General features: G+C 71.9%; 21 protein-coding genes. 19 read left to right on the top strand and 2 right to left on the bottom strand.

Annotated elements, in window-relative coordinates:
- Positions 1–2: 2 nt before the first annotated feature.
- Both E4K62_RS08680 and E4K62_RS08675 read right to left on the bottom strand, forming a co-directional pair.
- A complete protein-coding gene (locus tag E4K62_RS08680) occupies positions 3–869 on the bottom strand; it encodes an NTP transferase domain-containing protein (protein WP_135066292.1) in 867 nt (288 codons plus the stop codon).
- Positions 866–2,104 (bottom strand): molybdopterin molybdotransferase MoeA, encoded by a 1,239-nt coding sequence (locus E4K62_RS08675; protein ID WP_135066289.1) that lies wholly within the window; start codon positions 2,102–2,104, stop codon positions 866–868. Before E4K62_RS08675 ends, E4K62_RS08680 begins: the two co-directional genes overlap by 4 nt.
- Before the next feature lie 556 nt (positions 2,105–2,660).
- On the opposite strand from E4K62_RS08675, the gene fdhD reads away from it, so the two are divergent.
- The 19 genes from fdhD (at position 2,661) to metK (ending at position 23,876) form a co-directional block, all read left to right on the top strand.
- A complete protein-coding gene (gene fdhD / locus E4K62_RS08670; protein WP_135066287.1) occupies positions 2,661–3,554 on the top strand; it encodes a formate dehydrogenase accessory sulfurtransferase FdhD in 894 nt (297 codons plus the stop codon).
- Positions 3,551–4,009: a type II 3-dehydroquinate dehydratase gene (gene aroQ / locus E4K62_RS08665; RefSeq protein WP_135066284.1), complete on the top strand. Its 459-nt coding sequence runs from the start codon at positions 3,551–3,553 to the stop codon at positions 4,007–4,009. Before fdhD ends, aroQ begins: the two co-directional genes overlap by 4 nt.
- Before the next feature lie 86 nt (positions 4,010–4,095).
- The gene (gene efp / locus E4K62_RS08660) at positions 4,096–4,656 is read left to right on the top strand and encodes an elongation factor P (RefSeq protein ID WP_135066281.1); all 561 of its coding nucleotides are present in this window, start codon (positions 4,096–4,098) and stop codon (positions 4,654–4,656) included.
- Positions 4,657–4,659: 3 nt separating this feature from the next.
- Complete coding sequence (nusB, locus tag E4K62_RS08655; RefSeq protein ID WP_135066278.1) at positions 4,660–5,070, top strand: transcription antitermination factor NusB; 411 nt, start codon at positions 4,660–4,662, stop codon at positions 5,068–5,070.
- Between the two features lie 46 nt (positions 5,071–5,116).
- Positions 5,117–8,053, top strand: coding sequence for a DEAD/DEAH box helicase (locus tag E4K62_RS08650; protein WP_135066275.1), 2,937 nt, complete (start codon positions 5,117–5,119; stop codon positions 8,051–8,053).
- 78 nt (positions 8,054–8,131) lie between these two features.
- Positions 8,132–9,694, top strand: a complete 1,563-nt coding sequence (locus E4K62_RS08645; protein ID WP_135066272.1) for a Rieske 2Fe-2S domain-containing protein — start codon at positions 8,132–8,134, stop codon at positions 9,692–9,694.
- A 201-nt stretch (positions 9,695–9,895) separates the two neighbouring features.
- Positions 9,896–10,429: a bifunctional pyr operon transcriptional regulator/uracil phosphoribosyltransferase PyrR gene (gene pyrR / locus E4K62_RS08640; protein ID WP_135066269.1), complete on the top strand. Its 534-nt coding sequence runs from the start codon at positions 9,896–9,898 to the stop codon at positions 10,427–10,429.
- 3 nt (positions 10,430–10,432) lie between these two features.
- A complete protein-coding gene (locus E4K62_RS08635) occupies positions 10,433–11,401 on the top strand; it encodes an aspartate carbamoyltransferase catalytic subunit (protein WP_135066267.1) in 969 nt (322 codons plus the stop codon).
- Positions 11,398–12,708 carry a dihydroorotase gene (locus E4K62_RS08630; RefSeq protein WP_135066264.1) on the top strand — a complete coding sequence of 437 codons (1,311 nt, stop codon included), beginning with the start codon at positions 11,398–11,400 and terminating at the stop codon, positions 12,706–12,708. Before E4K62_RS08635 ends, E4K62_RS08630 begins: the two co-directional genes overlap by 4 nt.
- Positions 12,705–13,202, top strand: a complete 498-nt coding sequence (locus tag E4K62_RS08625) for a PH-like domain-containing protein (RefSeq protein ID WP_135066261.1) — start codon at positions 12,705–12,707, stop codon at positions 13,200–13,202. The genes E4K62_RS08630 and E4K62_RS08625 overlap by 4 nt, the downstream gene beginning before the upstream one ends.
- The gene (gene carA, locus E4K62_RS08620; protein WP_135066258.1) at positions 13,199–14,365 is read left to right on the top strand and encodes a glutamine-hydrolyzing carbamoyl-phosphate synthase small subunit; all 1,167 of its coding nucleotides are present in this window, start codon (positions 13,199–13,201) and stop codon (positions 14,363–14,365) included. The genes E4K62_RS08625 and carA overlap by 4 nt, the downstream gene beginning before the upstream one ends.
- The gene (gene carB, locus E4K62_RS08615; protein ID WP_135066255.1) at positions 14,365–17,652 is read left to right on the top strand and encodes a carbamoyl-phosphate synthase large subunit; all 3,288 of its coding nucleotides are present in this window, start codon (positions 14,365–14,367) and stop codon (positions 17,650–17,652) included. The genes carA and carB overlap by 1 nt, the downstream gene beginning before the upstream one ends.
- Positions 17,649–18,497 (top strand): orotidine-5'-phosphate decarboxylase, encoded by an 849-nt coding sequence (gene pyrF / locus E4K62_RS08610; RefSeq protein ID WP_135066252.1) that lies wholly within the window; start codon positions 17,649–17,651, stop codon positions 18,495–18,497. The genes carB and pyrF overlap by 4 nt, the downstream gene beginning before the upstream one ends.
- The gene (gene gmk / locus E4K62_RS08605; RefSeq protein WP_135066249.1) at positions 18,490–19,386 is read left to right on the top strand and encodes a guanylate kinase; all 897 of its coding nucleotides are present in this window, start codon (positions 18,490–18,492) and stop codon (positions 19,384–19,386) included. Before pyrF ends, gmk begins: the two co-directional genes overlap by 8 nt.
- Positions 19,387–19,482: 96 nt before the next feature.
- Positions 19,483–20,337, top strand: coding sequence for an ABC transporter ATP-binding protein (locus E4K62_RS08600; protein WP_135066246.1), 855 nt, complete (start codon positions 19,483–19,485; stop codon positions 20,335–20,337).
- Positions 20,337–21,368, top strand: coding sequence for an aliphatic sulfonate ABC transporter substrate-binding protein (locus E4K62_RS08595; RefSeq protein WP_135066243.1), 1,032 nt, complete (start codon positions 20,337–20,339; stop codon positions 21,366–21,368). The genes E4K62_RS08600 and E4K62_RS08595 overlap by 1 nt, the downstream gene beginning before the upstream one ends.
- 2 nt (positions 21,369–21,370) lie before the next feature.
- Positions 21,371–22,189, top strand: coding sequence for an ABC transporter permease (locus E4K62_RS08590; RefSeq protein ID WP_135066239.1), 819 nt, complete (start codon positions 21,371–21,373; stop codon positions 22,187–22,189).
- A 133-nt stretch (positions 22,190–22,322) separates the two neighbouring features.
- Positions 22,323–22,577 (top strand): DNA-directed RNA polymerase subunit omega, encoded by a 255-nt coding sequence (gene rpoZ / locus E4K62_RS08585; protein ID WP_135066236.1) that lies wholly within the window; start codon positions 22,323–22,325, stop codon positions 22,575–22,577.
- Between the two features lie 105 nt (positions 22,578–22,682).
- Positions 22,683–23,876 (top strand): methionine adenosyltransferase, encoded by a 1,194-nt coding sequence (gene metK / locus E4K62_RS08580; protein WP_135066233.1) that lies wholly within the window; start codon positions 22,683–22,685, stop codon positions 23,874–23,876.
- The last annotated feature ends 13 nt before the right edge of the window (positions 23,877–23,889 follow it).

Below are 23,889 nucleotides of genomic sequence, written 5' to 3'. Positions count from 1 at the left end.
GCTCAGCGCCCGTCCCAGCCCTCGGCGAGGGTCGTGATCGCCGCGACGGCGTCGCGGACCTGCTCCGGCGATCCGCCGGCGCGACCGGCGACGAGCCCCGCGACATACGCGCTGAAGGGCGCCGCCGGGCGCGCCACGCCGTTCGCGACGTCGCGCGCGAGATCGAGGATCAGGCCGATCGGCAGATCCTCTTCGGCGAGCCCGAACCGCTCCCGCAGGGCGCGGCCCCATTCCTCGAGGGCTTCGGGGGGCAGGGTGCGCTCGGACATGGTCTTCTCCTTCCGGGCGCCGAACCGCCGGCGCGCCTCGCCGAGATGATCCCACGTATCCACGTCGTCCGTCGCCGCCACGGCGGTCGGGCGGAGCGCGATGTCCCATCCTTCGTGCAGGGCCCGCGCGGGCGCGTCGCGTACGCCGGCCCCCAGCTCCGCCACGCGGCGCCGCAGCGCAGCGGTCCGGATGATCGCGGTGAGCCATTGCGTGCGCCCGCCGTCATCGACCAGGCACGCCCCATCCGCGTGGGGGATCTGGCCCGTCAGCGCTGCGACCGCCCGCTCCGGGTCGATCAGGTCGGCGGGGAGGATCATCGCCCAGGGCGCCGTCGACTGCGCGAGCGCCGCGGCGACGCCGGCGACCGGCCCCCCGAACGAGGGTACCTCCCGCACCCACCGGACATCCTCCACTCCGGCCACGGCCGGGCCCGCCACGATCACGCGCGAGGCGCCGGCTGCCCGGGCGGCCGCGACGGTGCGCGCCAGGAGCGAGTGGCCCGCCACGGTGAGGGCCGGCTTGGCGACCCCGCCCATGCGTGCCGCCCGCCCCCCGGCCAGCACGACGGCGTCGAAGGAGAACTGCCCGCCGGTGCTCATGTCAGCAGCATGACCTCGACGGTGTCTCCCGGTTCGACCTTCTCGACGTCGGCGGGAACCACGGCGAACGCTTCCGCCCGCCCCAGGCCGCCGGCCAGGTGCGACCGCGATCCGCCCGCGGTGGCCGGTTCCGTGGTCCAGCCCGCAGCATCCGTCCGGTCCAGGCGCACGGGGACGTACTGACGCCGACCCGACGGAGTGCGCCAGCCCGCGGCGGCGCGCACGCGCAGCACAGGGCGGTGCACGTGACTGCGCCGCTGCATCCGCAGCAGCGCCGGCCGCACGAACACCTCGAACGACACCGCCACGCTCACCGGGTTGCCCGGGAGGCCGAAGAACAGCGCGCCGCCGGGGAGCACGCCGAAGCCCTGGGGCTTGCCCGGCTGCATCGCCACGGCCGAGAACCGGATGTCCGCGGCATCCCCGAGGGTGTTCTTGACGACCTCGAACGCGCCCGCGCTGACCCCTCCCGAGGTGAGGACGACGTCTGCGCCGCGTTCGGCGGCCGCCGCGAGGGCGGCGCGGAACTCGTCCTCGTCGTCGCGGACGACACCACGCAGCACGACCTCGGCATCGGCCTCGGCCACGAGCGCTGCGAGGAGGGTGGCATTGGACTCGGGGATCTGCCCGCGTCGCAACGGCTCTCCGGGGGCGACGAGCTCGTCCCCGGTCGAGAAGACCGCCACGCGCGGCGCGCGGGTCGCCGGGACGGCCGACACGCCCGCCGCCGCGGCCGCCGCGAGCTGCCACGACCCCAGCCGCACGCCGGCGGGGAGGACGACGTCTCCCCGGGTGGCGTCTTCGCCGCGGCGACGGATGTGCGCGCCGCGCGCGGACGGGGCGGCGAGGACGGCGACGGTGTGCAGCGAGTCGGCGAGGCCGCCGCGGGTGTCTTCGAACGGGACGATGGCGTCGGCGGCAGCGGGTACGGGAGCGCCGGTCATGATCCGGGCGGCCTCGCCCGGCCGCAGGGGAGGGTCCAGGTCGGAGCCGGCGGGGACGTCGGCGACCACGCGCAGGGAGACCGGCGCATCCGCCGCCGCGGCTACGACGTCGTCGTAGCGCACCGCGAAGCCGTCCATCGCCGAGTTTTCCCACACCGGGATGTCCACCGCGGCAGTCACGTCGGCCGCCAGCGTGCGGCCGGCGGCGTCGGCCAGGGGGAGTTCGACCGAAGGCAGCATCCGCACCGCTGCGGCGACGTCGGCCCACTGCTCCTCGACGGTGCGCACCATGCCGCCACACTATCGGCCCCGCTGCCCTCGCCGTTCCGCGCTCCTGCCCGAACTCCTCAAGACTGAGCCGGATGGTGCCCGAACACCCCGTTTCGCGTCGCAGACGAGCTCGCTTTGAGGAGTTCGGGTCGGCAGTGGTGCCGCCGGCTCGCGACGCCAGCAGCCCGCTGGACCCGAGCCGTCCCGCCCCGGCGGCGAGGGACTCGACTATCGCATCACCGCACGCCGCTGCCCGAACTCTGCAACATCGAGCCGGAAACGGCCGAAGCACCCGGTTTCGCGCATCTGGCCGACGTGGTTTGCGGAGTTCGGGTCGGCAGTGGTGCCGCCGGCTCGCGGCGCCAAGAGCCGGCTGGACTCGAGCCGTCCCGCCCCGGCGGCAAGGGACTCGACCATCGCGCCGCCGCACGCCGCTGCCCGAACTCCGCAAGAACGAGCCGGAAAGGGCCGGGGGCGCCGGTTTCGGGCCGGAAACGGAGGCGTTTTGCGGAGTTCGGTCGGGCCCACGGCCGGCCCGCGACGTTAGGCTCGGAGGACATCGCCATCGGAGGCTGAGATGGGACGCATCACCGTACGCAAGCCGATCGTCACGCTGCGCGTGGACGGCACGCAGCGCCGACGACCCGACACCCTCGCCGTCGAGGAGCCGCTGGAGATCCGCGTCGGCGGCACGCCGCTGGCCGTCACGATGCGCACCCCCGGCCACGATGTCGAGCTGGCCGCCGGGTTCCTCGTGTCGGAGGGCGTGATCTCGCGCGGCGATCAGTTCGCCGGCGCCATCCACTGCGGAGGCCCGGGGACCGGGGGCGTGGAGAACACGTACAACGTGCTCGATGTGACCCTCGCCGCCGGCGTCGCACCGCCCTCTCCCGACATCGCGCGGTCGTTCTACACGACCAGCTCGTGCGGCGTATGCGGCAAGGCCTCGATCGACGCCGTCGAAACGGTGTCGGCGTACGACGTCTCCGGAGACGACGCGCGGATCGACCTGCCGGTGCTTGCCGGTCTTCCCGATGCGCTCCGTGCGCAACAGGCCGTGTTCGACAAGACCGGCGGCCTGCACGCGGCCGGACTCTTCGACGCGGCGACGGGGGAGCTGCTCGTCCTGCGCGAAGACGTCGGACGGCACAACGCCGTGGACAAGGTCGTCGGATGGGCCGCGCTGTCGCACCGCCTTCCCCTGCGCGGCACCGTGCTGCAGGTGTCGGGACGGGCGAGCTTCGAACTTGTCCAGAAAGCCGCGATGGCGGGTATCCCGATCCTCGCCGCCGTGTCCGCACCGTCCTCCCTCGCCGTGGACCTGGCCGACTCCCGGGGCCTGACGCTCGTCGGGTTCTCGCGCGGCCAGACGCTCAACGTGTACACGCGCGCCGACCGCGTGATCACCGCATCCGACACCGCATCCGACGCCCCGGCCGCCGACCGGCTCGCTGGTAGTGTGCACGCGTGACGACGAGCCACCGCCTGCTGCTGGTCAACGGTCCGAACCTCAACCTCCTGGGCACGCGCGAACCGCACATCTACGGCACCGACACCCTCGCCGATGTCGAGCGCGTCACGACCGAGGCCGCCGCTGCACGCGGGTTCACCGTCCGGGCCGTGCAGAGCAACCACGAAGGCGTGCTGATCGACGCCATCCACGACGCGCGCGAGGACTGCGCCGGCATCGTCATCAACGCGGGGGCCTACACCCACACCTCGGTGGCACTGCGGGATGCGCTGTCGGCCGTCGCGCTGCCCGTCGCGGAGGTGCACATCTCCGACCTGTCGGCGCGGGAGCCGTTCCGGCAGCACTCCTACATCGCGGATGTGGCGGTCGTGCACGTCGTGGGCGAAGGAGTCCCGGGGTATGCGCGGGCCGTGCGGCTGCTGTGCGATGTCATCGCCGGGCAGGCCGACGGCTGAGGCCCCGGCAGGCCGCGCACCATCGCGTAGAATGCTGAGCCGGGCCGCGTCCGGCCCCCTCCCCGACGAACGGACCCTCTTTCCCCATGGCTTCCACCGCAGACATCAAGAACGGCGTCGTCCTCAGCATCGACGGTCAGCTCTGGAGCGTCGTGGAGTTTCAGCACGTCAAGCCCGGCAAGGGCGGCGCGTTCGTGCGTACGAAGCTCAAGAACGTCGTGACGGGTAAGACCGTGGACCGCACGTACAACGCCGGCACCAAGATCGACATCGAGAACGTCGACCGCCGCGACTTCACGTACCTGTACAACGACGGCGACAGCTACGTCTTCATGGACGTCGCCGACTACGACCAGCTCTCCGTCCCCGCCTCCGTCGTGGGGGATGCGGCGAACTTCCTGCTCGAGAACCAGCAGGTGCAGATCGCCCTGAACAACGGCAACCCGCTGTACGTCGAGCTGCCCGCATCCGTGGTCCTGGAGATCACCTACACCGAGCCGGGCCTGCAGGGCGACCGCTCGTCGGCGGGCACGAAGCCGGCGACGGTGGAGACCGGGTATGAGATCCAGGTTCCGCTGTTCCTGGAGACCGGCACGAAGGTCAAGGTCGACACCCGCACGGGCGACTACCTCGGCCGCGTCAACTGACGCGTGAGCGCTCGCACCAAGGCGCGCAAACGCGCCCTCGACATCCTCTTCTCCGCCGACGTGCGCGGGGAGGACATCTCCACCGTGCTCGCCGCGGAGGCCAAGCGTGCCGCCAGCGAACCCGCGCGCGAATCGTCGTGGCTGTACGCCCGCGAGATCGTCGACGGGGTGATCGACAACCACGACGCCATCGACGAGCAGATCACGACGTTCGCGAAGGACTGGAGCCTGGCCCGCATGCCCGCGGTGGACCGCGCTCTGCTGCGGATCGGCACGTGGGAGATCCTCTACAACGACGAGGTCCCCGTCGCCGTCGCGATCGACGAGGCCGTCGAACTGGCCAAGGAGTTCTCCACCGACGACTCCGGCACGTTCGTGCACGGCGTGCTCGCCCGGATCTCGCGCGGCAGCTGAGGCCGCGGCCGGCCGGCGTGTCGCACATACCCGGGAGGATGCGGCCATGTCGTCCTGGCGCGCTCTGATCCCCGTTTCGGAGGATTCCGCAGCCACGCCCCTGGGCCTGGGGGTCGAGCTGCGTCAGCGCGACGCGTACGACCCCGGTCGATGGGAGCCGCGCGCCGTCGCGGCCGCCATCCCGCGCGCCCTCGCGCGCCGCCAGGACGAGCTGTCGATCGCCCTTCGTCCGCTGGTCCCGGGCGCGCGGGGCGGATGGATTCGGGGCGATGTGTCGTGGGACTCGATCCGCCGCTTCCCCGAGCGCTATCGCGCCGCCCACGCGCGATGGTTCACCGAACTGATCGGGATCGCTTCGGCGCCCCGCATCGCGGGGAGCTTCTCGCCCGGGCCGGAGTGGATCACGCTGGACACCGCGGCGTCGGCGCACGTGTGGCCGCACCTGTCCGCCGCCGAGGTGCTCGGGATCCCCGTCGTGGCGACGCATCCGCAGCAGGAGGTCTCCCTCGCCGGCGCCGCCCGCGTCGGCGTGACCCTGCACCCGGAACCGGGCGGCGCCGTGCTCCTGCGCGCGACCGTGCAGATCGACGGGGCGGATGCGGCGGCCGAGGCGGTGCGCCCGATCGGCACGAGCGGCCTGTACGCCTTCGCGCTGCACCGCGACCCGATCCCCGTCGTCCTCGCCCCCGCCGACCTGCCCGACCCGCTCCCGGCGCTCCTGGGGTCACCGGGCCTGATGATCCCCGCCGCTGAGAAGGCGGAGTTCCTCGACGAGCTGTATCCCGTCCTCGCCCGGCGGACGGCGGTGACCGCCGCCGACGGCCTTGTGCTGCCGCCACCGGGACGGCCGTCGCTGCGGGTGGCGGTGCAGTTCCGTCCTGCCCACACCATCCGCTACGACATGACGTGGGTGAGCCCCGGCCGCCCGCCCGTGCCCTTCGCCGGCCGCGACCTCGCCGGTCCCGAGGCCGAGCTCGCCGAGCACGTGCGCGCGGCGTGGGCCCACGCCAGCGCGTCACCGTTCGCGTCGGCCGCCACCGTCCGCGATCTGGATGCCGCGGAGTTCTCCGCGCGCGTCCTCCCTGCCCTCGAAGCCCTGCCGCGCGTGCGGGTGGAGATCACGGGGGAGCGGCCCGCCTATCGCGAGCTCACCGGCGACCCCGCCATCACCATCACCGCCGTGGAGAGCCCCGATCCGGACTGGTTCGATCTGGGCATCCTCGTGGTCGTGGAGGGCCGCACGATCCCGTTCGGCTCCCTGTTCACGGCGTTGGCCCGCGGACGGGCGCGGATGATGCTCTCCGACGGCGCGTACTTCTCGCTCGCCCACCCCGCGCTGGATCGGCTCAGGGAGCTGGTCGAGGAGGCCGCATCCCTCGCCGAGTGGGAGACCGGGCCCCGCATCGCCCGCACGCAGGTGAGCCTGTGGACCGAGTTCGAGGACCTCGCCGACCAGGCGGAACCCGCTCTGGCCTGGCAGGCGACGGTCGCCGGCCTCCGCGACACCGACGCGATCGAGCCCCCGGCCCCGCCGACCGCGCTGCGGGCACGGCTGCGGCCCTACCAGCAGGCGGGATTCTCGTGGCTGGCCTTCCTGTGGCGGCACGGGCTCGGCGGGATCCTCGCCGACGACATGGGGCTGGGGAAGACGCTGCAGACCCTGGCTCTGGTCGCGCACGCCCGGGGCGCAGGCGAGCGGCGGCCGTTCCTGGTCGTGGCCCCCACGTCGGTACTCGCCACGTGGGCCGAGGAGGCGGCGCGGTTCCTGCCCGACCTGGTCGTGCGCACCGTCGACGCCACCGGCGCGCGCTCGCGCACGTCGCTGGCCCAGGCGGCGGCCGAGGCCGACCTCGTCGTGACGTCCTACGCGGTGCTGCGGCTGGATGCGGCGGCGTTCACGGCGCACGAGTGGGCCGGCGTGCTGCTGGATGAAGCCCAGTTCGCCAAGAACCCGCGCACCAAGCTCCACCAGGCCGTCGCGGGGCTGCGCCGCGGCATGACGGTCGCGATCACCGGGACTCCGCTGGAGAACAGCCTCACCGACCTGTGGGCACTGCTCTCGCTCACCGCGCCGGGACTGTTCCCCTCGGCCCGCCGGTTCCGCGAAGAGTACGTCCGCCCTATCGAGCACGCCTCCGCCGCCGCGAACACCCCGATCGCCACGGATGCCGCCGCGCGCCACCGGGCACGCCGCGTGGAGCGCCTGCGCCGCCGCATCCGTCCGTTCGTGCTGCGCCGCACGAAGGAGCTCGTCGCCCCCGAGCTGCCGCCGCGGCAGGAGCAGGACGTGCACATCGAGCTCGCGCCCGCTCACCGCGCACGGTACGACGCCGTGCTGCAGCGGGAACGGCGCAAGGTGCTCGGGCTCCTGGACGACCTCGACCGCAACCGCATGGTCGTCTTCCGCTCGCTCACCCTCCTGCGTCTGCTGAGCCTGGCCCCGGCGCTCGTGTCGCCCGACGACGCGCACCTGGGTTCGGCCAAGCTCGACGCGCTGCTGGACCGGCTCACCGAGGTCGCCGCGGAGGGCCACCGGGCACTGGTGTTCAGCCAGTTCACGTCGTTCCTGGCGATGGCCGCCGAGCGGCTGGATGCCGCCGGCATCGCGTACGCCTCGCTCAACGGGTCCACCGCCGACCGGGCCGGCGTCGTCGACGGATTCCGGCGGGGGGATGCGGCGGCCTTCCTGATCAGCCTCAAAGCCGGGGGATTCGGCCTCACCCTCACCGAGGCGGACTACGTCTTCATCCTCGACCCGTGGTGGAACCCCGCCGCCGAGGCGCAGGCCGTGGACCGCACGCACCGGATCGGGCAGACCCGGAGCGTGTTCGTCTACCGGCTCCTCTCGGCGGGGACGATCGAGGAGAAGGTCGCGGCGCTGCAGCAGCGCAAATCCGAGCTGTTCCGCTCCGTCCTGGACGACGGCGACCCGTTCTCCGGCGCGTTGGACGCCGACGACATCCGCGGTCTTCTGGAGGCCTGAGCCTTTTCCCCGGCCCGCCCACCGCTCGCTCAGGCGCACCCCACGTAGAATCGACGGGTTCGAACGGACAGGAGCGAGATGAGAATCACGGGCCTCGGCCACGCCGGCATGTTCATCGAGACCGCCGGCGGCAGCATCCTCTGCGACCCGGTCCTGGGCCCGAGCTTCTTCGGGTCGTGGTTCCCCTTCCCCGACAACCGGGGGCTGGACTGGGAGCGATTCGGCGCGGCGGACTTCCTCTACATCTCCCACCGCCACCGCGACCACTTCGACCCGGCGCTGCTGGAGCGCTACGTGTCGAAGGACATCCGCGTGCTGCTGCCGGATTACCCCACCGACGACCTCGAGAACGACCTGCGCCGGCTCGGGTACGACAACATCGTCTACACCCGCTCGGGCGAGGTCCTGGAGTACGGCGAACTGAAGATCATGGTGACGCCGCTGCGCGCACCCAGCGACGGCCCCATCGGCGACTCGTCGCTGTCGGTGGACGACGGCACCGCCAGCATCCTGAACCAGAACGACTCGCACCCCCTCGACCTCGAGACGCTGCTGAGCTTCAGCAAGCCGGATGCGTACTTCACGCAGGTCTCCGGAGCCATCTGGTGGCCCATGGTCTACGACCTGCCGCAGGAGGCGAAGCAGAACTTCGCCCAGCTCAAGCGCGACGCGCAGAACAAGCGCGCGATGTACTACATCGAGAAGGTCGACGCCGAGCACGTGTTCCCCATGGCGGGGCCGCCGATGTTCCTGCGCGAGGAGCTGTTCCGCTACAACGGCCTGGGGCTGGAGAACGACTCGATCTTCACCGACCAGCGCCAGTTCCTCGAGCACATGGCACAGATGCGTCCCGAGCAGAAGGGGCACCTCTTCCTCCCCGGCACGCAGGTGGATGTGCACGGCAGCGCGGTGGAGGTGACCCAGACGCTCTTCAGCGAGGCGGAGATCGAGCGCGTCTTCGGCGACAAGTGGGCCTACCTCGCCGAGCAGCGCGACACCCGGCAGGACGAGATCCGCGCCGAGGAGGCCTCCCGCGCGGAGGTGCTGCCGCCGTCGGAGATGCTCGCGGCAATCAAGGAGTGGTGGGAGCCGCTGCTGCGCCGTGCCCGCACAGTGCGCAACGGCGTGGGCGGCAACGTCCGCTTCCGCATCGGCGAGCTGGACATGGTCGTGGACTTCCCCAAGGCCAAGGTGCGCGAGTACGCGGGGGAGGAGTGCATCTACTGGTACACGATCCCCGCCGACCTGGTGTCCACGAACATCCGCGATCACGAGATCGACTGGTCGAACTCGATCTTCCTCTCGATGCAGTTCGAGGTCGGGCGCAGCGGCAAGTTCAACGAGTTCCTCACGACGTTCCTGAAGTGCCTCTCCCGCGACCGGATCGAGTACGTGGAGAACTGGTACGCCGAGCAGTCGGACCAGACCGAGGACATCCAGCTCGACGACTGGGTCGTGCAGCGCCGGTGCCCGCACCTGCGCGCGGATCTGTCCAAGACCGGCAAGATCGAGGACGGCGTGCTCACGTGCAGCCTCCACGACTGGAAGTGGGACCTGACCTCGGGCCGCTGCCTCACGACGCAGGGTCACCCCATCCGCTCCGCCCAGGCCGACCCCGCCGCCGCGGCCCCCGCCGCCTGACCCGCCCGCCCGGGCCGGCCCGGGCCTCGGCCTGGTACCGCGAGACTGCACGCACCCGGCGAGACCGCGACATAAGGCCGCGGTCTCGCCGCGGGCGTGCAGTCTCGCGGATGGGGAGCGGCGGCGCGGATGGACGGGCGGTAGGGTGGAGGGACGAGCCACCTTTAACACCGTCCCGTGAGGCGGAGAAGGGAGCGGCGGATGAGCACGCGCACCGTGCTGCATGAGGCCGACATCGCCCGAGCATTGACTCGGATCTCGCACGAGATCCTCGAGTCCAACAAGGGGCCGGACGGCCTCGTCCTGCTGGGGATCCCCACGCGCGGCGTGCCCCTGGCCCAGCGCATCGCGAACCTCGTCGGCGAGTTCGCCGGAGTGCAGGTGCCGGTCGGATCGCTCGACGTCACGATGTACCGCGACGACCTGCACCGAAACCCCACGCGAGCCCCGCACCCCACGCAGATCCCGCCCGGCGGCATCGACGGCAAGGTCGTCGTCCTCGTCGACGACGTGCTGTTCTCGGGCCGCAGCATCCGCGCCGCCCTCGATGCGCTGCAGGACATCGGCCGGCCCACCGCCGTGCGCCTCGCGACGCTCGTGGACCGCGGGCACCGCGAGCTCCCGATCCGCCCCGACTTCGTCGGCAAGAATCTGCCGAGCTCGCGCGAGGAGCGCGTCTTCGTCCGTCTCGCCGAGACCGACGGCGAAGAGTCCGTCACGATCGAGGGGCGCTGAGCGATGCGGCATCTCCTGGACACCCGGACCCTCACGTACGACGAGGCGCTGCGCATCCTCGACGTCGCCGAAGACATGTCCGACACGCAGCGCCGCGAGGTCCGCAAGCTCCCGACGCTGCGCGGCAAGACGGTCGTGAACCTCTTCTTCGAAGACTCCACGCGCACCCGCATCTCCTTCGAAGCCGCGGCCAAGCGCCTCTCCGCCGACGTCATCAACTTCTCCGCCAAGGGGTCGAGCGTGTCGAAGGGGGAGTCGCTCCAGGACACCGCCCAGACGCTGCAGGCCATGGGGGCGGATGCGGTGGTCATCCGGCACGGCGCCTCCGGCGCGCCGCGCACCCTCGCCACGAGCGGGTGGATCAGCGCGGGCGTGGTCAACGCCGGCGACGGCACTCACGCGCATCCCACGCAGGCGCTGCTGGACGCCTTCACCATCCGCAAGCGCACCCACGGCGACGCCAGCCGCGGCCGCGACCTCGCGGGTCTGCGCGTCACGATCGTCGGTGACGTGCTGCACTCGCGCGTGGCGCGCTCCAACGTCTGGCTGCTGACGACGCTCGGGGCCGAGGTGACCCTCGTCGCCCCGCCCACGCTCGTCCCGCAGGACGTCTCCCAGTGGCCCGTGCGCATCACATACGACCTGGACGACGCGATCGCGGCCGCCCCGGACGCCCTCATGATGCTGCGCATCCAGCTCGAGCGGATGAATGCGGCGTATTTCCCGACTGAGCGGGAGTATTCCCGCCGGTGGGGGCTGGACGCGCGGCGGTTGGCGGCGCTGCCTCCGGGTAGCATTGTGATGCACCCCGGACCCATGAACCGGGGTCTGGAGATCTCCGCCGAAGCCGCCGATTCCGATCGCTCGACGGTGCTCGAGCAGGTCGCGAACGGCGTGTCCGTGCGGATGGCCGTGCTGTACCTGCTGCTTGCGGGGGAGCGCGCCGCAAGCGAACGAGAGGACGACCGATGACCGAGGCCTTCGTCCTCACCGGCGCCGCGATCGAAGGCGGCGGAACCGCCGACATCGTCATCGCCGACGGCGTCATCACCGACGTCGGAACCGGCGTGACCCGCGCCGGCGCGACGGTCGTCGACGCTCACGGGCTCGTCGCCCTTCCCGGGCTCGTCGACCTGCACACCCACCTGCGCGAACCGGGGTACGAGGCCTCCGAGACGATCCTCAGCGGCTCACGCGCCGCTGCGGCGGGCGGCTTCACGACCGTGTTCGCGATGCCGAACACCTCTCCCGTGGCCGACACCGCCGGCGTCGTGGAGCAGGAGCTGGCCCTGGGCGAAGCGGCCGGGTTCGTCTCGGTGCAGCCCATCGGCGCGGTGACCGTGGGTCAGAAGGGCGAGCGCCTCGCCGAGCTGGGCGCCATGGCCGACTCCCGCGCCCGCGTCCGCGTCTTCAGCGACGACGGGTTCTGCGTGTGGGATCCGCTCATCATGCGCCGCGCGCTGGAGTACGTGAAGGCCTTCGACGGCGTCATCGCCCAGCACGCCCAGGACCCGCGCCTGACCGAGGGCGCCCAGATGAACGAGGGATCGGTCTCGGCCGAGCTCGGCCTGACCGGGTGGCCGGCCGTGGCCGAGGAATCGATCATCGCGCGCGACGTGCTCCTGGCCGAGCACGTCGGCTCCCGACTCCACGTGTGCCACCTCTCCACCGCGGGGTCGGTGGACATCATCCGCTGGGCCAAGCGCCGGGGGGTGGATGTCACGGCGGAGGTGACGCCGCACCACCTCCTCCTCACCGAAGAGCTCGCCCGCGGGTACGACCCGCACTTCAAGGTGAACCCGCCGCTGCGCCGCGAGGAGGACGTGCTCGCCGTGCGCGAGGGACTGGCCGACGGCACCATCGACATCGTCGCGACCGATCACGCGCCGCACCCCGCCGAGGCCAAGGCGTGCGAATGGCCCGCCGCCGCCAACGGCATGGTGGGGCTGGAGAGCGCGCTGCGGGTGGTGCAGCTGGCGATGGTCGACACGGGGATGCTGACGTGGGCCGACGTGGCGCGCGTGATGTCGCGCACCCCCGCGCAGATCGGCCGGCGCACCGACGCCGGCACGCCGCTGACGGCGGGTCAACCCGCCTCGCTCACCCTGTACGACCCGCGCCCACGCCGCGCGTTCGACCGCGACGACCTGCACGGGCGCAGCGTGAATTCCCCCTACCTGGGCCGCGAGCTCCCGGGCGAGGTGCGCTGGACCTTCCACGCCGGCACCGCCACGGTCGCCGACGGCGCGCTGCTGCAGACGCCGGGGGTACGCGGATGAGCCGCGAAGCAGCCCTCGCCGTCATGATCGGCGTCGCCCTCGTCGCCCTTGCGCTGCTGGCGTGGGCGTGGATGCGGCGGACGCGGCGTGACGCGGGCTACTCCGCCCCGATCGGCGAGGCGCCCGCCGACGCCGCCGTGCGCGCCGTCTTCCCCGGCCTGTACGTCGCCACGACCCGTCACGACGAGCCGCTCGAGCGGCTCGCGATCCGCGGTCTCGGCTTCCGCTCCCGCGTGCAGGTCACCGTCACCGACGCCGGCGTCATCCTCGATCTGCCCGGTCAGCCCCGCATGTTCCTGGGGATCGACCGCCTCGTGGACGCCGCCCAGGCCACCGTCGCGATCGACCGCGTCGTGGAGCGCGACGGCCTCACGCGCGTGTCGTGGCGCATCGACCCCGACACCGTCGTGGACACCTACCTCCGTCCCCAGGATGCGTCCGCGCGCGCCCTCGCCGACGCCATCCGCCCGCTTCTGCCGACAGGAAACGCATGAACCCCGGTCTTTCCACCGATCCCGCCGTCCTGGTGCTCGAGGACGGCAGCCGCTACCCCGGCCGCGCCTACGGCGCCCGCGGCACGACCCTCGGCGAAGTCGTCTTCGCCACCGGCATGACCGGCTACCAGGAGACCCTCACCGACCCCTCCTACGCCGGCCAGATCGTGCTGCAGACGGCGCCGCACATCGGCAACACCGGCATGAACACCGAAGACACCGAGTCTCGGCGCATCTGGGTGTCGGGCTACATCGTGCGCGACCCCTCCCGCGTGGTGTCGAACTGGCGTGCCGAAGAATCGCTGGATGACGCCCTCGTGGCCGACGGGGTCGTGGGCATCAGCGGCATCGACACGCGCTCGGTGACCCGCCGCATCCGCTCCAGCGGCAGCATGCGCGGCGGCATCTTCTCCGGCGACGCGGCCGACATCGACCCCGACGAGCAGCTGCGCATCGTTCAGGAGGCCCCCGAGATGTCGGGACGCAACCTGTCGGCCGAGGTCTCGGTCGCCGCCGCGCAGGTCACGCCGGCCCGCGGCGAGCGGATCGGCAACCTCGCGGTGCTCGACCTCGGCGTCAAGCAGGCCACGATCAACAACCTCGCGGACCGCGGGTTCGATGTGCACGTCCTCCCGCAGGACGTCTCGATCGACGACATCCGTGCGATCGACCCCGTCGCGGTGTTCTACTCCAACGGCCCGGGCGACCCCGCCGCCTCCGACGACCACGTCGAACTGCTGCGCGCGGTGCTGGATGACCGCCTGCCGTTCTTCGGCATCTGCTTCGGCAACCAGCTGCTGGGCCGCGCGCTCGGCTTCGGCACCTACAAGCTCCCCTTCGGTCACCGCGGCATCAACCAGCCCGTGATGGACCGCACGACCGGGCGCGTGGAGATCACCGCCCACAACCACGGCTTCGCCGTGGAGGCACCGCTGGACGGCGCCACCGACAGCCCCGCCGGATACGGCCGCGTGGAGGTGAGCCACGTGGGACTCAACGACCAGGTCGTCGAGGGACTGCGAGCCCTGGACATCCCCGCCTTCTCGGTGCAGTACCACCCGGAGGCGGCGGCCGGCCCGCACGACGCCAACTACCTCTTCGACCGCTTCCGTGACATGGTGCTCGCCGCCCGCGGCGACGCAACCCAGAAGGACAACGACTGATGCCCAAGCGCGACGACATCCACTCCGTCCTCGTCATCGGCTCCGGCCCGATCGTGATCGGTCAGGCCGCCGAGTTCGACTACTCGGGAACCCAGGCCTGCCGCGTGCTGCGCGAAGAGGGCGTGCGCGTGATCCTGGTCAACCCGAACCCGGCGACGATCATGACCGACCCCGACTTCGCCGACGCGACCTACATCGAGCCGATCACGCCCGAGGTCATCGAGACGATCCTGCTCAAGGAGAAGCCCGACGCGATCCTGCCGACCCTGGGTGGCCAGACCGCGCTGAACGCCGCCATGGCCCTGCACGACCGCGGCATCCTGGACAAGTACGGCGTCGAGCTCATCGGCGCGAAGGTGGAGGCGATCCGCAAGGGGGAGGACCGCCAGGTCTTCAAGGAGCTCGTGATCGAATCGGGCGCGGATGTCGCCAAGTCGGTCATCTGCCACACCATGGACGAGCTGCTCGCCGGCGCCGAGGAGCTCGGCTACCCGCTCGTCGTGCGCCCCTCCTTCACGATGGGCGGCCTCGGGTCCGGCTTCGCCTACGACGAGCGCGACCTGCGCCGCATCGGCGGGGCGGGGCTGCATGACTCGCCCACCTCCGAGGTGCTCCTGGAGGAGTCGATCCTCGGGTGGAAGGAGTACGAGCTCGAGCTCATGCGCGACACCGCCGACAACACCGTCGTGGTGTGCTCCATCGAGAACGTCGACCCCGTCGGCGTGCACACGGGCGACTCCATCACCGTCGCGCCCGCGCTGACCCTGACCGACCGCGAGTACCAGAAGCTCCGCGACATCGGCATCGACATCATCCGCGCCGTGGGTGTGGACACCGGCGGCTGCAACATCCAGTTCGCCGTCGATCCCGCCAGCGGCCGCATCATCGTCATCGAGATGAACCCGCGCGTGTCGCGCTCCTCGGCTCTGGCGTCCAAGGCCACCGGCTTCCCGATCGCCAAGATCGCGGCGAAGCTCGCGATCGGCTACCGCCTGGACGAGATCCCCAACGACATCACGAAGGTCACCCCGGCCAGCTTCGAGCCGACGCTGGACTACGTCGTGGTGAAGGTGCCGCGGTTCAACTTCGAGAAGTTCCCCGCCGCCGACACGACGCTCACCACGACCATGAAGTCGGTCGGGGAGGCCATGGCGATCGGGCGCAACTTCACCACTGCGCTGCAGAAGGCGCTGCGGTCGCTGGAGAAGCGCGGCTCCAGCTTCCACTGGGGCGACGAGCCTCGCTCGGTGGACGAGCTCCTGGAGATCGCGAAGACCCCCACCGACGGTCGCATCGTCGTGCTGCAGCAGGCGCTGCGCAAGGGCGCGACCGTGGAGCAGGCCTTCGAGGCCACCGCGATCGATCCGTGGTTCCTCGACCAGATGGTGCTCATCAACGAGGTCGCCGAGCTCGTCCGCACGGCCGGCGAGCTGGATGCGGCGACCCTGCGCCTGGCGAAGGAGCACGGGTTCAGCGACGCCCAGATCGCCCAGCTGCGCGGGGACGAGGAGGCGGAGGTGCGCGGGGTGCGCACAGCCCTCGGCATCCGCCCCGTCTACAAGACCGTCGACACGTGCGCGGGGGAGTTCCCCGCCCTGACGCCGTACCACTACTCCAGCTACGACTTCGAGACCGAGGTGGAAGCCTCCGACCGGACGAAGGTCGTCATCATCGGATCGGGCCCCAACCGCATCGGGCAGGGCGTGGAGTTCGACTACTCGTGCGTGCACGCGTCCTTCGCACTGTCGGACGCCGGGTTCGAGACGATCATGGTCAACTGCAATCCCGAGACCGTCTCCACCGACTACGACACCTCCGACCGGCTGTACTTCGAGCCGCTCACGCTCGAGGACGTGCTGGAGATCCTGCACGCGGAGTCGGCGTCGGGCGAGATCCTCGGGGTCATCTGCCAGCTCGGCGGGCAGACGCCGCTGGGCCTCGCCAAGGGCATCGAGGCTGCCGGCTACCGCATCCTCGGCACGAGCCCTGCCGCGATCGACCTCGCCGAGGAGCGCGAGCTGTTCTCGCGCCTGCTGGATGAAGCGGGCCTGGTCGCACCGCGCAGCGGCACGGCGATCGACGTCGACGGTGCCGTCGCGATCGCGGAAGAGGTGGGCTACCCCGTGCTCGTGCGGCCCAGCTTCGTCCTCGGCGGACGCGGCATGGAGATCGTCTACGACACCCCCAGCGTCCGCGACTACTTCGTCCGTATCGCCGACCAGGCCATCATCGGCCCCGGCATGCCGCTGCTGGTGGACCGCTTCCTCGACGACGCGATCGAGCTCGACGTCGACGCCCTCTACGACGGCCGGGAGCTGTACATCGGCGGGGTCATGGAGCACCTCGAGGAGGCCGGCATCCACTCCGGCGACTCCAGCTGCACGCTGCCGCCCATCTCCCTCGGGCGCTCCGAGATCGACCGCGTGCGCACCGCGACCCTCGCGATCGCCGAGGGCGTGGGCGTGCGGGGCCTGCTGAACGTGCAGTTCGCGATCTCGGCGGGCGTGCTCTACGTCATCGAGGCCAACCCCCGCGCGAGCCGCACGGTCCCGTTCGTCTCCAAGGCGCTCGGCATCCCGCTGGCCAAGGCGGCGGCGCGCATCATGGCCGGCTCGAGCATCGCCGAGCTGAAGGACGAAGGGCTGCTCCCGCCGCAGGACGGATCGCGCGTGCCGCTGGACGCTCCCGTCGCGGTGAAGGAGGCCGTGCTGCCGTTCAAGCGCTTCCGCACGAAGGACGGGCAGACGGTGGACTCCGTGCTCGGGCCGGAGATGCGCTCCACGGGTGAGGTCATGGGCATCGACCGCGACTTCCCGACGGCCTTCGCCAAGAGCCAGGAGGCCGCGTACGGCGGTATGCCGCTGTCGGGGACGGTGTTCATCTCCGTCGCCGACGCCGACAAACGCGCGGTCATCCTCCCCGCCCACCGCCTGCAGGAGCTCGGGTTCTCGCTCGTGGCCACAGAGGGCACGGCGGAGATCCTCGCGCGCAACGGCATCGACGTGCGGCTGGTCAACAAGTACTCCGCGACGCAGGAATCGGGGGAGACGAACATCGTCGACCTCATCAACGCCGGCGAGATCGACATGATCGTCAACACCCCCAGCGGTGGGCTGGCGCGCGCCGACGGATACGAGATCCGCGCGGCCGCCGTCGCCGCCGACAAGGCGCTGTTCACGACGATGGCCGTGCTCGGCGCCGCCGTCAGCGCCCTCGGCGTGCTGCGCGAGGGCTTCCGCGTGCGGAGCCTCCAGGAGTACGCCGCCGACCGGGCGGGCCGCGGATGAGCGCGAGCTTCGGCGAGCGGCTGCAGCGCGCACACGACACGTACGGTCCGCTGTGCGTGGGCATCGACCCGCACGAGCACCTGCTGGCGGAGTGGGGGATGGATGCCACGGCCGCAGCCACGCGCGACTTCGGGCTGCGCGTCATCGAGGCGGCGGCCGGCCGTGTCGGCGTCGTCAAGCCGCAGGTGGCGTTCTTCGAGCGATACGGGGCCGCCGGCTTCGCCGCGCTGGAGGACGTGCTGCGCGCGGGCCGCGAGGCGGGGCTCCTCGTCATCGCCGACGCCAAGCGCGGCGACATCGGCTCCACGATGGACGGATATGCCGGGGCGTGGCTGGAGCCCGGAGCGCCGCTGGAGGCGGATGCGCTGACGGTCACCCCCTACGTCGGGGTCGAAGCGCTGGAGGGGACCCTCCACCAGGCGATCCGGGCGGGCAAGGGCGTGTTCGTCCTGGCCGCCACGAGCAATCCGGAGGCCCGCGAACTGCAGCGCGCCGACGTCGCCGACGACACCGTGGCCGCCCTCGTGGTGGACCAGGTCACGGCCTTCAACGCCGCCACCACGCACGAAGACCGGTGGGGGAGCATCGGCGTCGTGATCGGCGCCACCGTGGACCTCGTCGCAGCGGGCCTGGGCCTCCACACCGAGGATCCGGTCGCCCCGATCCTCGCGCCCGGGTTCGGCGCGCAGGGCGCCCAGCCGCGCGACCTCCGGGTGCGGTTCGGCTCGCGCGCCGGAGCGGTCCTCGCCAGCGAGAGCCGCAGCATCCTGTCCGCCGGTCCTGGCGGCCTCGCCGCCCGCATCGACGAGCGCTCCGCGCAGTACCGAGAGGCCACCGATGACTGAAGCACGCCGACCGCCCGAGGTCGACCGCGCCGCCGCGTCCCGGCGGGCCGTCGCCGCGCGCCGCGAGCGCGCCGCTCTCAAGCGCGACGTCACCACGCGCGTCATCACGCCGCAGGAGCTGCTGCGCCGCGCCCTGGCCGACCCGGAGTCGCCGGCGGGGGCGATGCGCGTGCCGGAGTTCCTCACCGCCATCCCCGCCATCGGGGAGGGCAAGCGCGACCGCATCCTCGCCGACCTGGCGATCTCTCCCGTCAAGCGCCTGGGGGGCCTGGGTGCGCGCCAGCGGCGCGACCTGATGGAGTTCCTGGACCGGCGCTGGCCCGAGCCGCAGCCGCGCGCGGGGCGCAGCCGGCTGGTCGTCCTCGCCGGGCCCACGGCCGTGGGCAAGGGCACGGTCGCCGCCTACATCAAGGAGCACCACCCCGAGATCCGTCTCTCGGTGTCGGCGACGACGCGCCCGCCGCGGCCGGGTGAGGTCGAGGGGGAGCACTACTACTTCGTCGACGACGCCGAGTTCGACCGGCTGGTGAGCACCGGCGCGCTGCTGGAGCACGCCACCGTCCACAACCGCTACCGCTATGGCACGCCGCGCGGCCCGCTGGAGAAGGTGCTCGCCGAGGGCGGCACGGCGCTGCTGGAGATCGATCTGCAGGGCGCCCGGCAGGTGCGCGCGGCCGATCCGACGGCCACGCTGGTGTTCCTCCTCCCGCCCAGCTGGGACGAGCTGGTCGACCGCCTCGTCGGGCGGGGCACGGAGGATGCCGAGGAGCGGGCGCGTCGCCTGCGGACGGCTCGCGCCGAGCTGGCGGCGCAGAACGAGTTCGACTACCGCGTCGTCAACGACGACGTGGCCACCGCCGCAGAAGAGGTCGTGGCACTGGCCCGCTGACCCACCCCGCGGAACCGGCCCGGGCTACCGGAGCGGCGGATGTCGCGACGTTACGCCGCCCCTGGAGATCCGGCGCCCGTGCGCGAGCATGGGGCGATGCCCGCCACCACCACGGATCCACGCACCCTCCTGCCGGACGAGGCCGCCCGCGCCTCGACGGCGGAGGTCGTGACTCCGGCCGTGCGGGCGCGCGGACTCGGGCGCACATTCCCGACCGCCCACGGAGCGCGCGACGTGCTGCGGGGGATCGACCTCGACATCGCCGCCGGCGAGATCGTCGCCGTCATCGGGCCCTCCGGTGCGGGGAAATCGACCCTGCTGCGACTGATCGGCGGCCTCGACGCCCCCACCGCCGGCACGGTGCAGGTCAGTGGCGCGCCGGTGACCGATACCGACGAGCGCACCGCGGTGGCCTTCCAGGAGCCGCGCCTGCTGCCGTGGCGCACGATCGCGCACAACGTCGCGCTCGGGCTGCCGCGCGGAACCGCCGCGCGCGCCGCCCGCGAGCGGGTGGCCGAACTGCTGCACCTCGTCGGTCTCGACCACGCCGCCGCCCAGCGACCCCGTGAGGTCTCCGGAGGGATGGCCCAGCGCGCCGCGCTCGCCCGCGCCCTGGCCCGCGACCCGGACGTGCTGCTGCTGGACGAGCCGTTCGGCGCACTGGACGCGCTGACCCGCCTGCGGATGCAGGAGCTGCTGCGGCAGATCCACGACGCCCGGCCCACCACCGTGGTCCTCGTCACGCACGACGTGGAGGAAGCGCTGTATCTGGCCGATCGCGTGCTGCTGCTGCGATCGCTGGACGAGCGCGGCGGATCGGTGGCCCGCACGCTGAGCGTCCCCGGCCGCCGCCCGCGCGATCGCGCCGACCGCACCCTGGCCCACCTGCGTGCTGAGCTCCTGGAGGGGCTCGGCGTCGACACCCACCATCCCACCCCCCAGGAGAACTGATGAGCCCCGTCATCCGCCGCACCGTCCCCGCGATCGTCCTCGCCGGCGCGATGATGCTGGCCGCCACGGGATGCCTCGCCGGCGAGCGGGCCGGAGCCGCCGCCCCCGCCGAGGACGCTGCGGCGGGATGGTCGTCCGACACCCTGTCGATCGACTTCGCCACGTACAACCCGCTGAGTCTCGTCGTGAAGGACCAGCGACTTCTCGAGGAGGCGCTCGGCGAGGAGGTCACCGTGGAATGGGTGCAGTCGGCCGGATCGAACAAGGCCAACGAGCTGCTGCGCTCCGGGTCGCTCGACGTGGGGTCCACGGCGGGATCGGCCGCCCTGCTGGCCCGCGCGAACGGGTCCCCGATCCAGGTGATCGACGTGTACTCGCAGCCGGAGTGGTCGGCGATCGTGGTGCCCGCGGGCAGCCCGATCACGTCCGTTGCCGACCTGCGGGGCGCGACCATCGCCGCCACCGCGGGCACCGATCCGTACTTCTTCCTCCTCCAGGCCCTCGTAGCCGAAGGCCTGTCGGTCGGCGACGTGGCGGTGCAGAACCTCCAGCACGCCGACGGCAGAGCCGCGCTGGAGGCCGGTTCCGTCGACGCATGGGCGGGCCTTGACCCGATCATGGCCGCGGCGGAGGTGGAATCAGGGGCCACGCTGCTGTACCGCGACGTGGAGTTCAACTCCTTCGGCTTCCTCAACGCCACCGAGGAGTTCATCACCGAGCATCCCGACCTCGCCCAGGTCGTCGTGGACGCCTACGAACAGGCCCGCACCTGGGCGATCGCCCACCCCGAGGAGACGGCCGAGCTCCTGGCCGAGATCGCCGGCATCGACCTCGCGGTGGCGACCACGGTCATCCGGGAACGGACGAACCTCGACGTCGACGGCGTCCCCGGCGCGGCGCAGCGGGACGTGCTGGAGCGGATCGCACCCGTGCTCGTCGACTCCGATGCCGTCTCCGGCGGTCAGGCCGCCGTCGACGCCGCCCTGCAGAGCATCGTCCACCCCGACTTCGCCCGAGCCGCGACGGAGTGACGATGACCGCCAACGCCAACGCTACCGCCACCGCCGCGGCTCCTGCTGCCCGGCCGACGCGGCCGAGCCGGCGTCGCGCCGCACGCATCGCGGGCGGGATGCTGCTGCCGCTCGCGGTGCTCGCGGTGTGGCAGGCGGTCACGGCGTCCGGCCTCGTGCCGCCCTACCGGCTCCCGCCCCCGGCCGCGGTGGTCGAAGCCGCCGTGCAGCTCGCCGAGAGCGGGCAGCTGTGGCTGCACGTCGCCATCTCGGTGCAGCGCATCCTGCTGGGCTTCGCCATCGGATCCGTCGCCGGCCTGCTCGTCGCCGCGGTGGTGGGGCTCACGCGCATCGGCGACGTCGTACTGACGCCCTCCCTCGCGGCGCTGCGCGCGATCCCGTCGCTCGCGCTGGTCCCCCTGCTCGTGCTGTGGATGGGGATCGGGGAGGATTCCAAGGTCACCCTCATCGCGATCGGCGCGTTCTTCCCCGTGTTCACGACCGTGAGCCCGGCGCTGCGGTACGTGGATCCGCACCTCGTGGAGATGGGCCGCACCTTCGGCCTGCGCGGCGGCGCACTGCTGCGCGCCGTGCAGCTTCCTGCGGTGGTGCCGGCCGTCGTGTCGGGCCTGCGCCTGGCGCTGGCTCAGTCCTGGCTGTTCCTCGTCGCCGCCGAACTCGTGGCCGCCGCGATGGGCCTGGGGTTCCTCCTCACCGACTCCCAGGGCACGGGGCGCGTCGACCGCATTCTCCTGGCCATCGTGCTGCTGGCTGTGCTCGGCGCCGCGAGCAACGGCCTCGTCAGCGTCGCCGAGCGCCGTCTTCTGGCGCGGTGGACGTGAGCCGGAGCGGCGCGCAGCCGATCCGGCGTAGAATGGGAGGATGCGTGTGCGCGCACCGCGCGCCGGCAGACCGAAGACCTCTGCGGACCCGCGTCCGCGACACCCCATCCGCCACCCTTCAGGAGGACCTCCCATGGCCGGAACGAACCAGGGCATCATCGATCCCCCCATCGACAGCCTGCTCGAGAAGGTGGACTCCAAGTACCAGCTCGTGATCTACGCCTCCAAGCGTGCGCGCCAGATCAACGACTACTACTCCGACCTGCACGAGGGCAACCTCTTCGACAACGTCGGGCCGCTCGTGGACTCCACCGTCGAGGACAAGCCGCTGACGATCGCGCTGCACGAGATCCACGAAGACAAGCTGCGCCTGCGTCACGCCGAGTGACCCCACGCCGGGCCTGAGTCGCCCCGGTCGGCTGTCCGCCGCCCGGGGCATACTCGTGCCCGTACCCGATTCACCCGACTCCGGCCTGCGCCCGAGGGAGCATCCATGACCGAACTGCGGCTGTTCACCTCCGAATCCGTCACGGAGGGGCACCCGGACAAGATCTGCGACCAGATCTCCGACAGCATCCTGGATGCGATCCTCCGTGAGGACCCCACCGGGCGCGTCGCGGTGGAGACGCTCGTCACGACGGGCCTCGTCCACGTCGCCGGCGAAGTCTCCACGAGCGCCTACGTCGAGATCCCCGCGATCGTGCGGGACGTGGTCAACCGCATCGGCTACACCTCGAGCGACACCGGATTCGACGGCGAGTCGTGCGGAGTGAGCGTGTCGATCGGGGCGCAATCCTCCGACATCGCCGCCGGGGTGAACAAGGCGTTCGAGCAGCGCGAGCGCGGCTCGATCGATCCGCGCGACGAGCAGGGCGCCGGCGACCAGGGCATCATGTTCGGCTTCGCCACCACCGAGACCCCGCAGCTCATGCCGATGGCCAGCTGGACGGCCCACCGGATGGCCGAGCGCCTCGCCGACGCACGGCGCGACGGGCGACTGCCGTTCCTGCGGCCCGATGGCAAGACGCAGGTCACCCTCGGGTACGACGGACAGACCCCGCGCACGGTGGAGTCGGTCGTGCTGTCCACCCAGCACCATCCCGACATCTCCCAGGAGGAGCTGCGCGCACTCGTCCGGGCAGAGGTGATCGAGCCCGTCCTCGCCGACACCGGCCTGGACCTGCCCGATGTGAAGTACTACATCAACCCCGCAGGGCCGTTCGTCGTCGGCGGACCCAAGGGCGACGCGGGCCTGACCGGACGCAAGATCATCATCGACACCTACGGGGGAGCCGCCCGCCACGGCGGTGGCGCGTTCAGCGGCAAGGACCCGTCGAAGGTCGACCGCTCGGCGGCGTACGCGATGCGCTGGGTCGCCAAGAACGCCGTCGCGGCGGGCCTGGCCGACCGCCTCGAGGTGCAGATCGCCTACGCCATCGGCAAGGCGAGCCCGGTGGGCCTGTACGTGGAGAGCTTCGGCACGGGCCGCGTGCCCGACGAATCGATCACGCGGGCGATCCTGGACGTGTTCGACCTGCGGCCCAAGGCCATCATCGATTCGCTCGACCTGCTGCGTCCCATCTACGCCCAGACAGCCGCATACGGTCATTTCGGCCGCGAGCTGCCCGACTTCACGTGGGAGCGCACAGACCGCGTCGACGAGCTGCGCACCGCCGCCGGGCTCTGACGTGCACCCGCTC

Source organism: Microbacterium wangchenii, from assembly GCF_004564355.1.
In the GTDB taxonomy this organism is placed as follows: domain Bacteria; phylum Actinomycetota; class Actinomycetes; order Actinomycetales; family Microbacteriaceae; genus Microbacterium; species Microbacterium wangchenii.
This window is presented reverse-complemented; position numbering and strand designations above follow the sequence as displayed.

Bases quoted from the DNA above. Each gene is read 5' to 3' on its own strand.
- E4K62_RS08645 (WP_135066272.1), top strand. From the start codon at position 8,132: ATGAGAATCACGGGCCTCGGCCACGCCGGCATGTTCATCGAGACCGCC.
- pyrR (WP_135066269.1), top strand. From the start codon at position 9,896: ATGAGCACGCGCACCGTGCTGCATGAGGCCGACATCGCCCGAGCATTG.
- carB (WP_135066255.1), top strand. From the start codon at position 14,365: ATGCCCAAGCGCGACGACATCCACTCCGTCCTCGTCATCGGCTCCGGC.
- rpoZ (WP_135066236.1), top strand. From the start codon at position 22,323: ATGGCCGGAACGAACCAGGGCATCATCGATCCCCCCATCGACAGCCTG.
- E4K62_RS08635 (WP_135066267.1), top strand. From the start codon at position 10,433: ATGCGGCATCTCCTGGACACCCGGACCCTCACGTACGACGAGGCGCTG.
- E4K62_RS08625 (WP_135066261.1), top strand. From the start codon at position 12,705: ATGAGCCGCGAAGCAGCCCTCGCCGTCATGATCGGCGTCGCCCTCGTC.
- efp (WP_135066281.1), top strand. From the start codon at position 4,096: ATGGCTTCCACCGCAGACATCAAGAACGGCGTCGTCCTCAGCATCGAC.
- metK (WP_135066233.1), top strand. From the start codon at position 22,683: ATGACCGAACTGCGGCTGTTCACCTCCGAATCCGTCACGGAGGGGCAC.
- E4K62_RS08650 (WP_135066275.1), top strand. From the start codon at position 5,117: ATGTCGTCCTGGCGCGCTCTGATCCCCGTTTCGGAGGATTCCGCAGCC.
- gmk (WP_135066249.1), top strand. From the start codon at position 18,490: ATGACTGAAGCACGCCGACCGCCCGAGGTCGACCGCGCCGCCGCGTCC.
- fdhD (WP_135066287.1), top strand. From the start codon at position 2,661: ATGGGACGCATCACCGTACGCAAGCCGATCGTCACGCTGCGCGTGGAC.
- E4K62_RS08595 (WP_135066243.1), top strand. From the start codon at position 20,337: ATGAGCCCCGTCATCCGCCGCACCGTCCCCGCGATCGTCCTCGCCGGC.
- carA (WP_135066258.1), top strand. From the start codon at position 13,199: ATGAACCCCGGTCTTTCCACCGATCCCGCCGTCCTGGTGCTCGAGGAC.
- E4K62_RS08630 (WP_135066264.1), top strand. From the start codon at position 11,398: ATGACCGAGGCCTTCGTCCTCACCGGCGCCGCGATCGAAGGCGGCGGA.
- E4K62_RS08680 (WP_135066292.1), bottom strand. From the start codon at position 869: ATGAGCACCGGCGGGCAGTTCTCCTTCGACGCCGTCGTGCTGGCCGGG.
- pyrF (WP_135066252.1), top strand. From the start codon at position 17,649: ATGAGCGCGAGCTTCGGCGAGCGGCTGCAGCGCGCACACGACACGTAC.
- E4K62_RS08590 (WP_135066239.1), top strand. From the start codon at position 21,371: ATGACCGCCAACGCCAACGCTACCGCCACCGCCGCGGCTCCTGCTGCC.
- E4K62_RS08675 (WP_135066289.1), bottom strand. From the start codon at position 2,104: ATGGTGCGCACCGTCGAGGAGCAGTGGGCCGACGTCGCCGCAGCGGTG.
- E4K62_RS08600 (WP_135066246.1), top strand. From the start codon at position 19,483: ATGCCCGCCACCACCACGGATCCACGCACCCTCCTGCCGGACGAGGCC.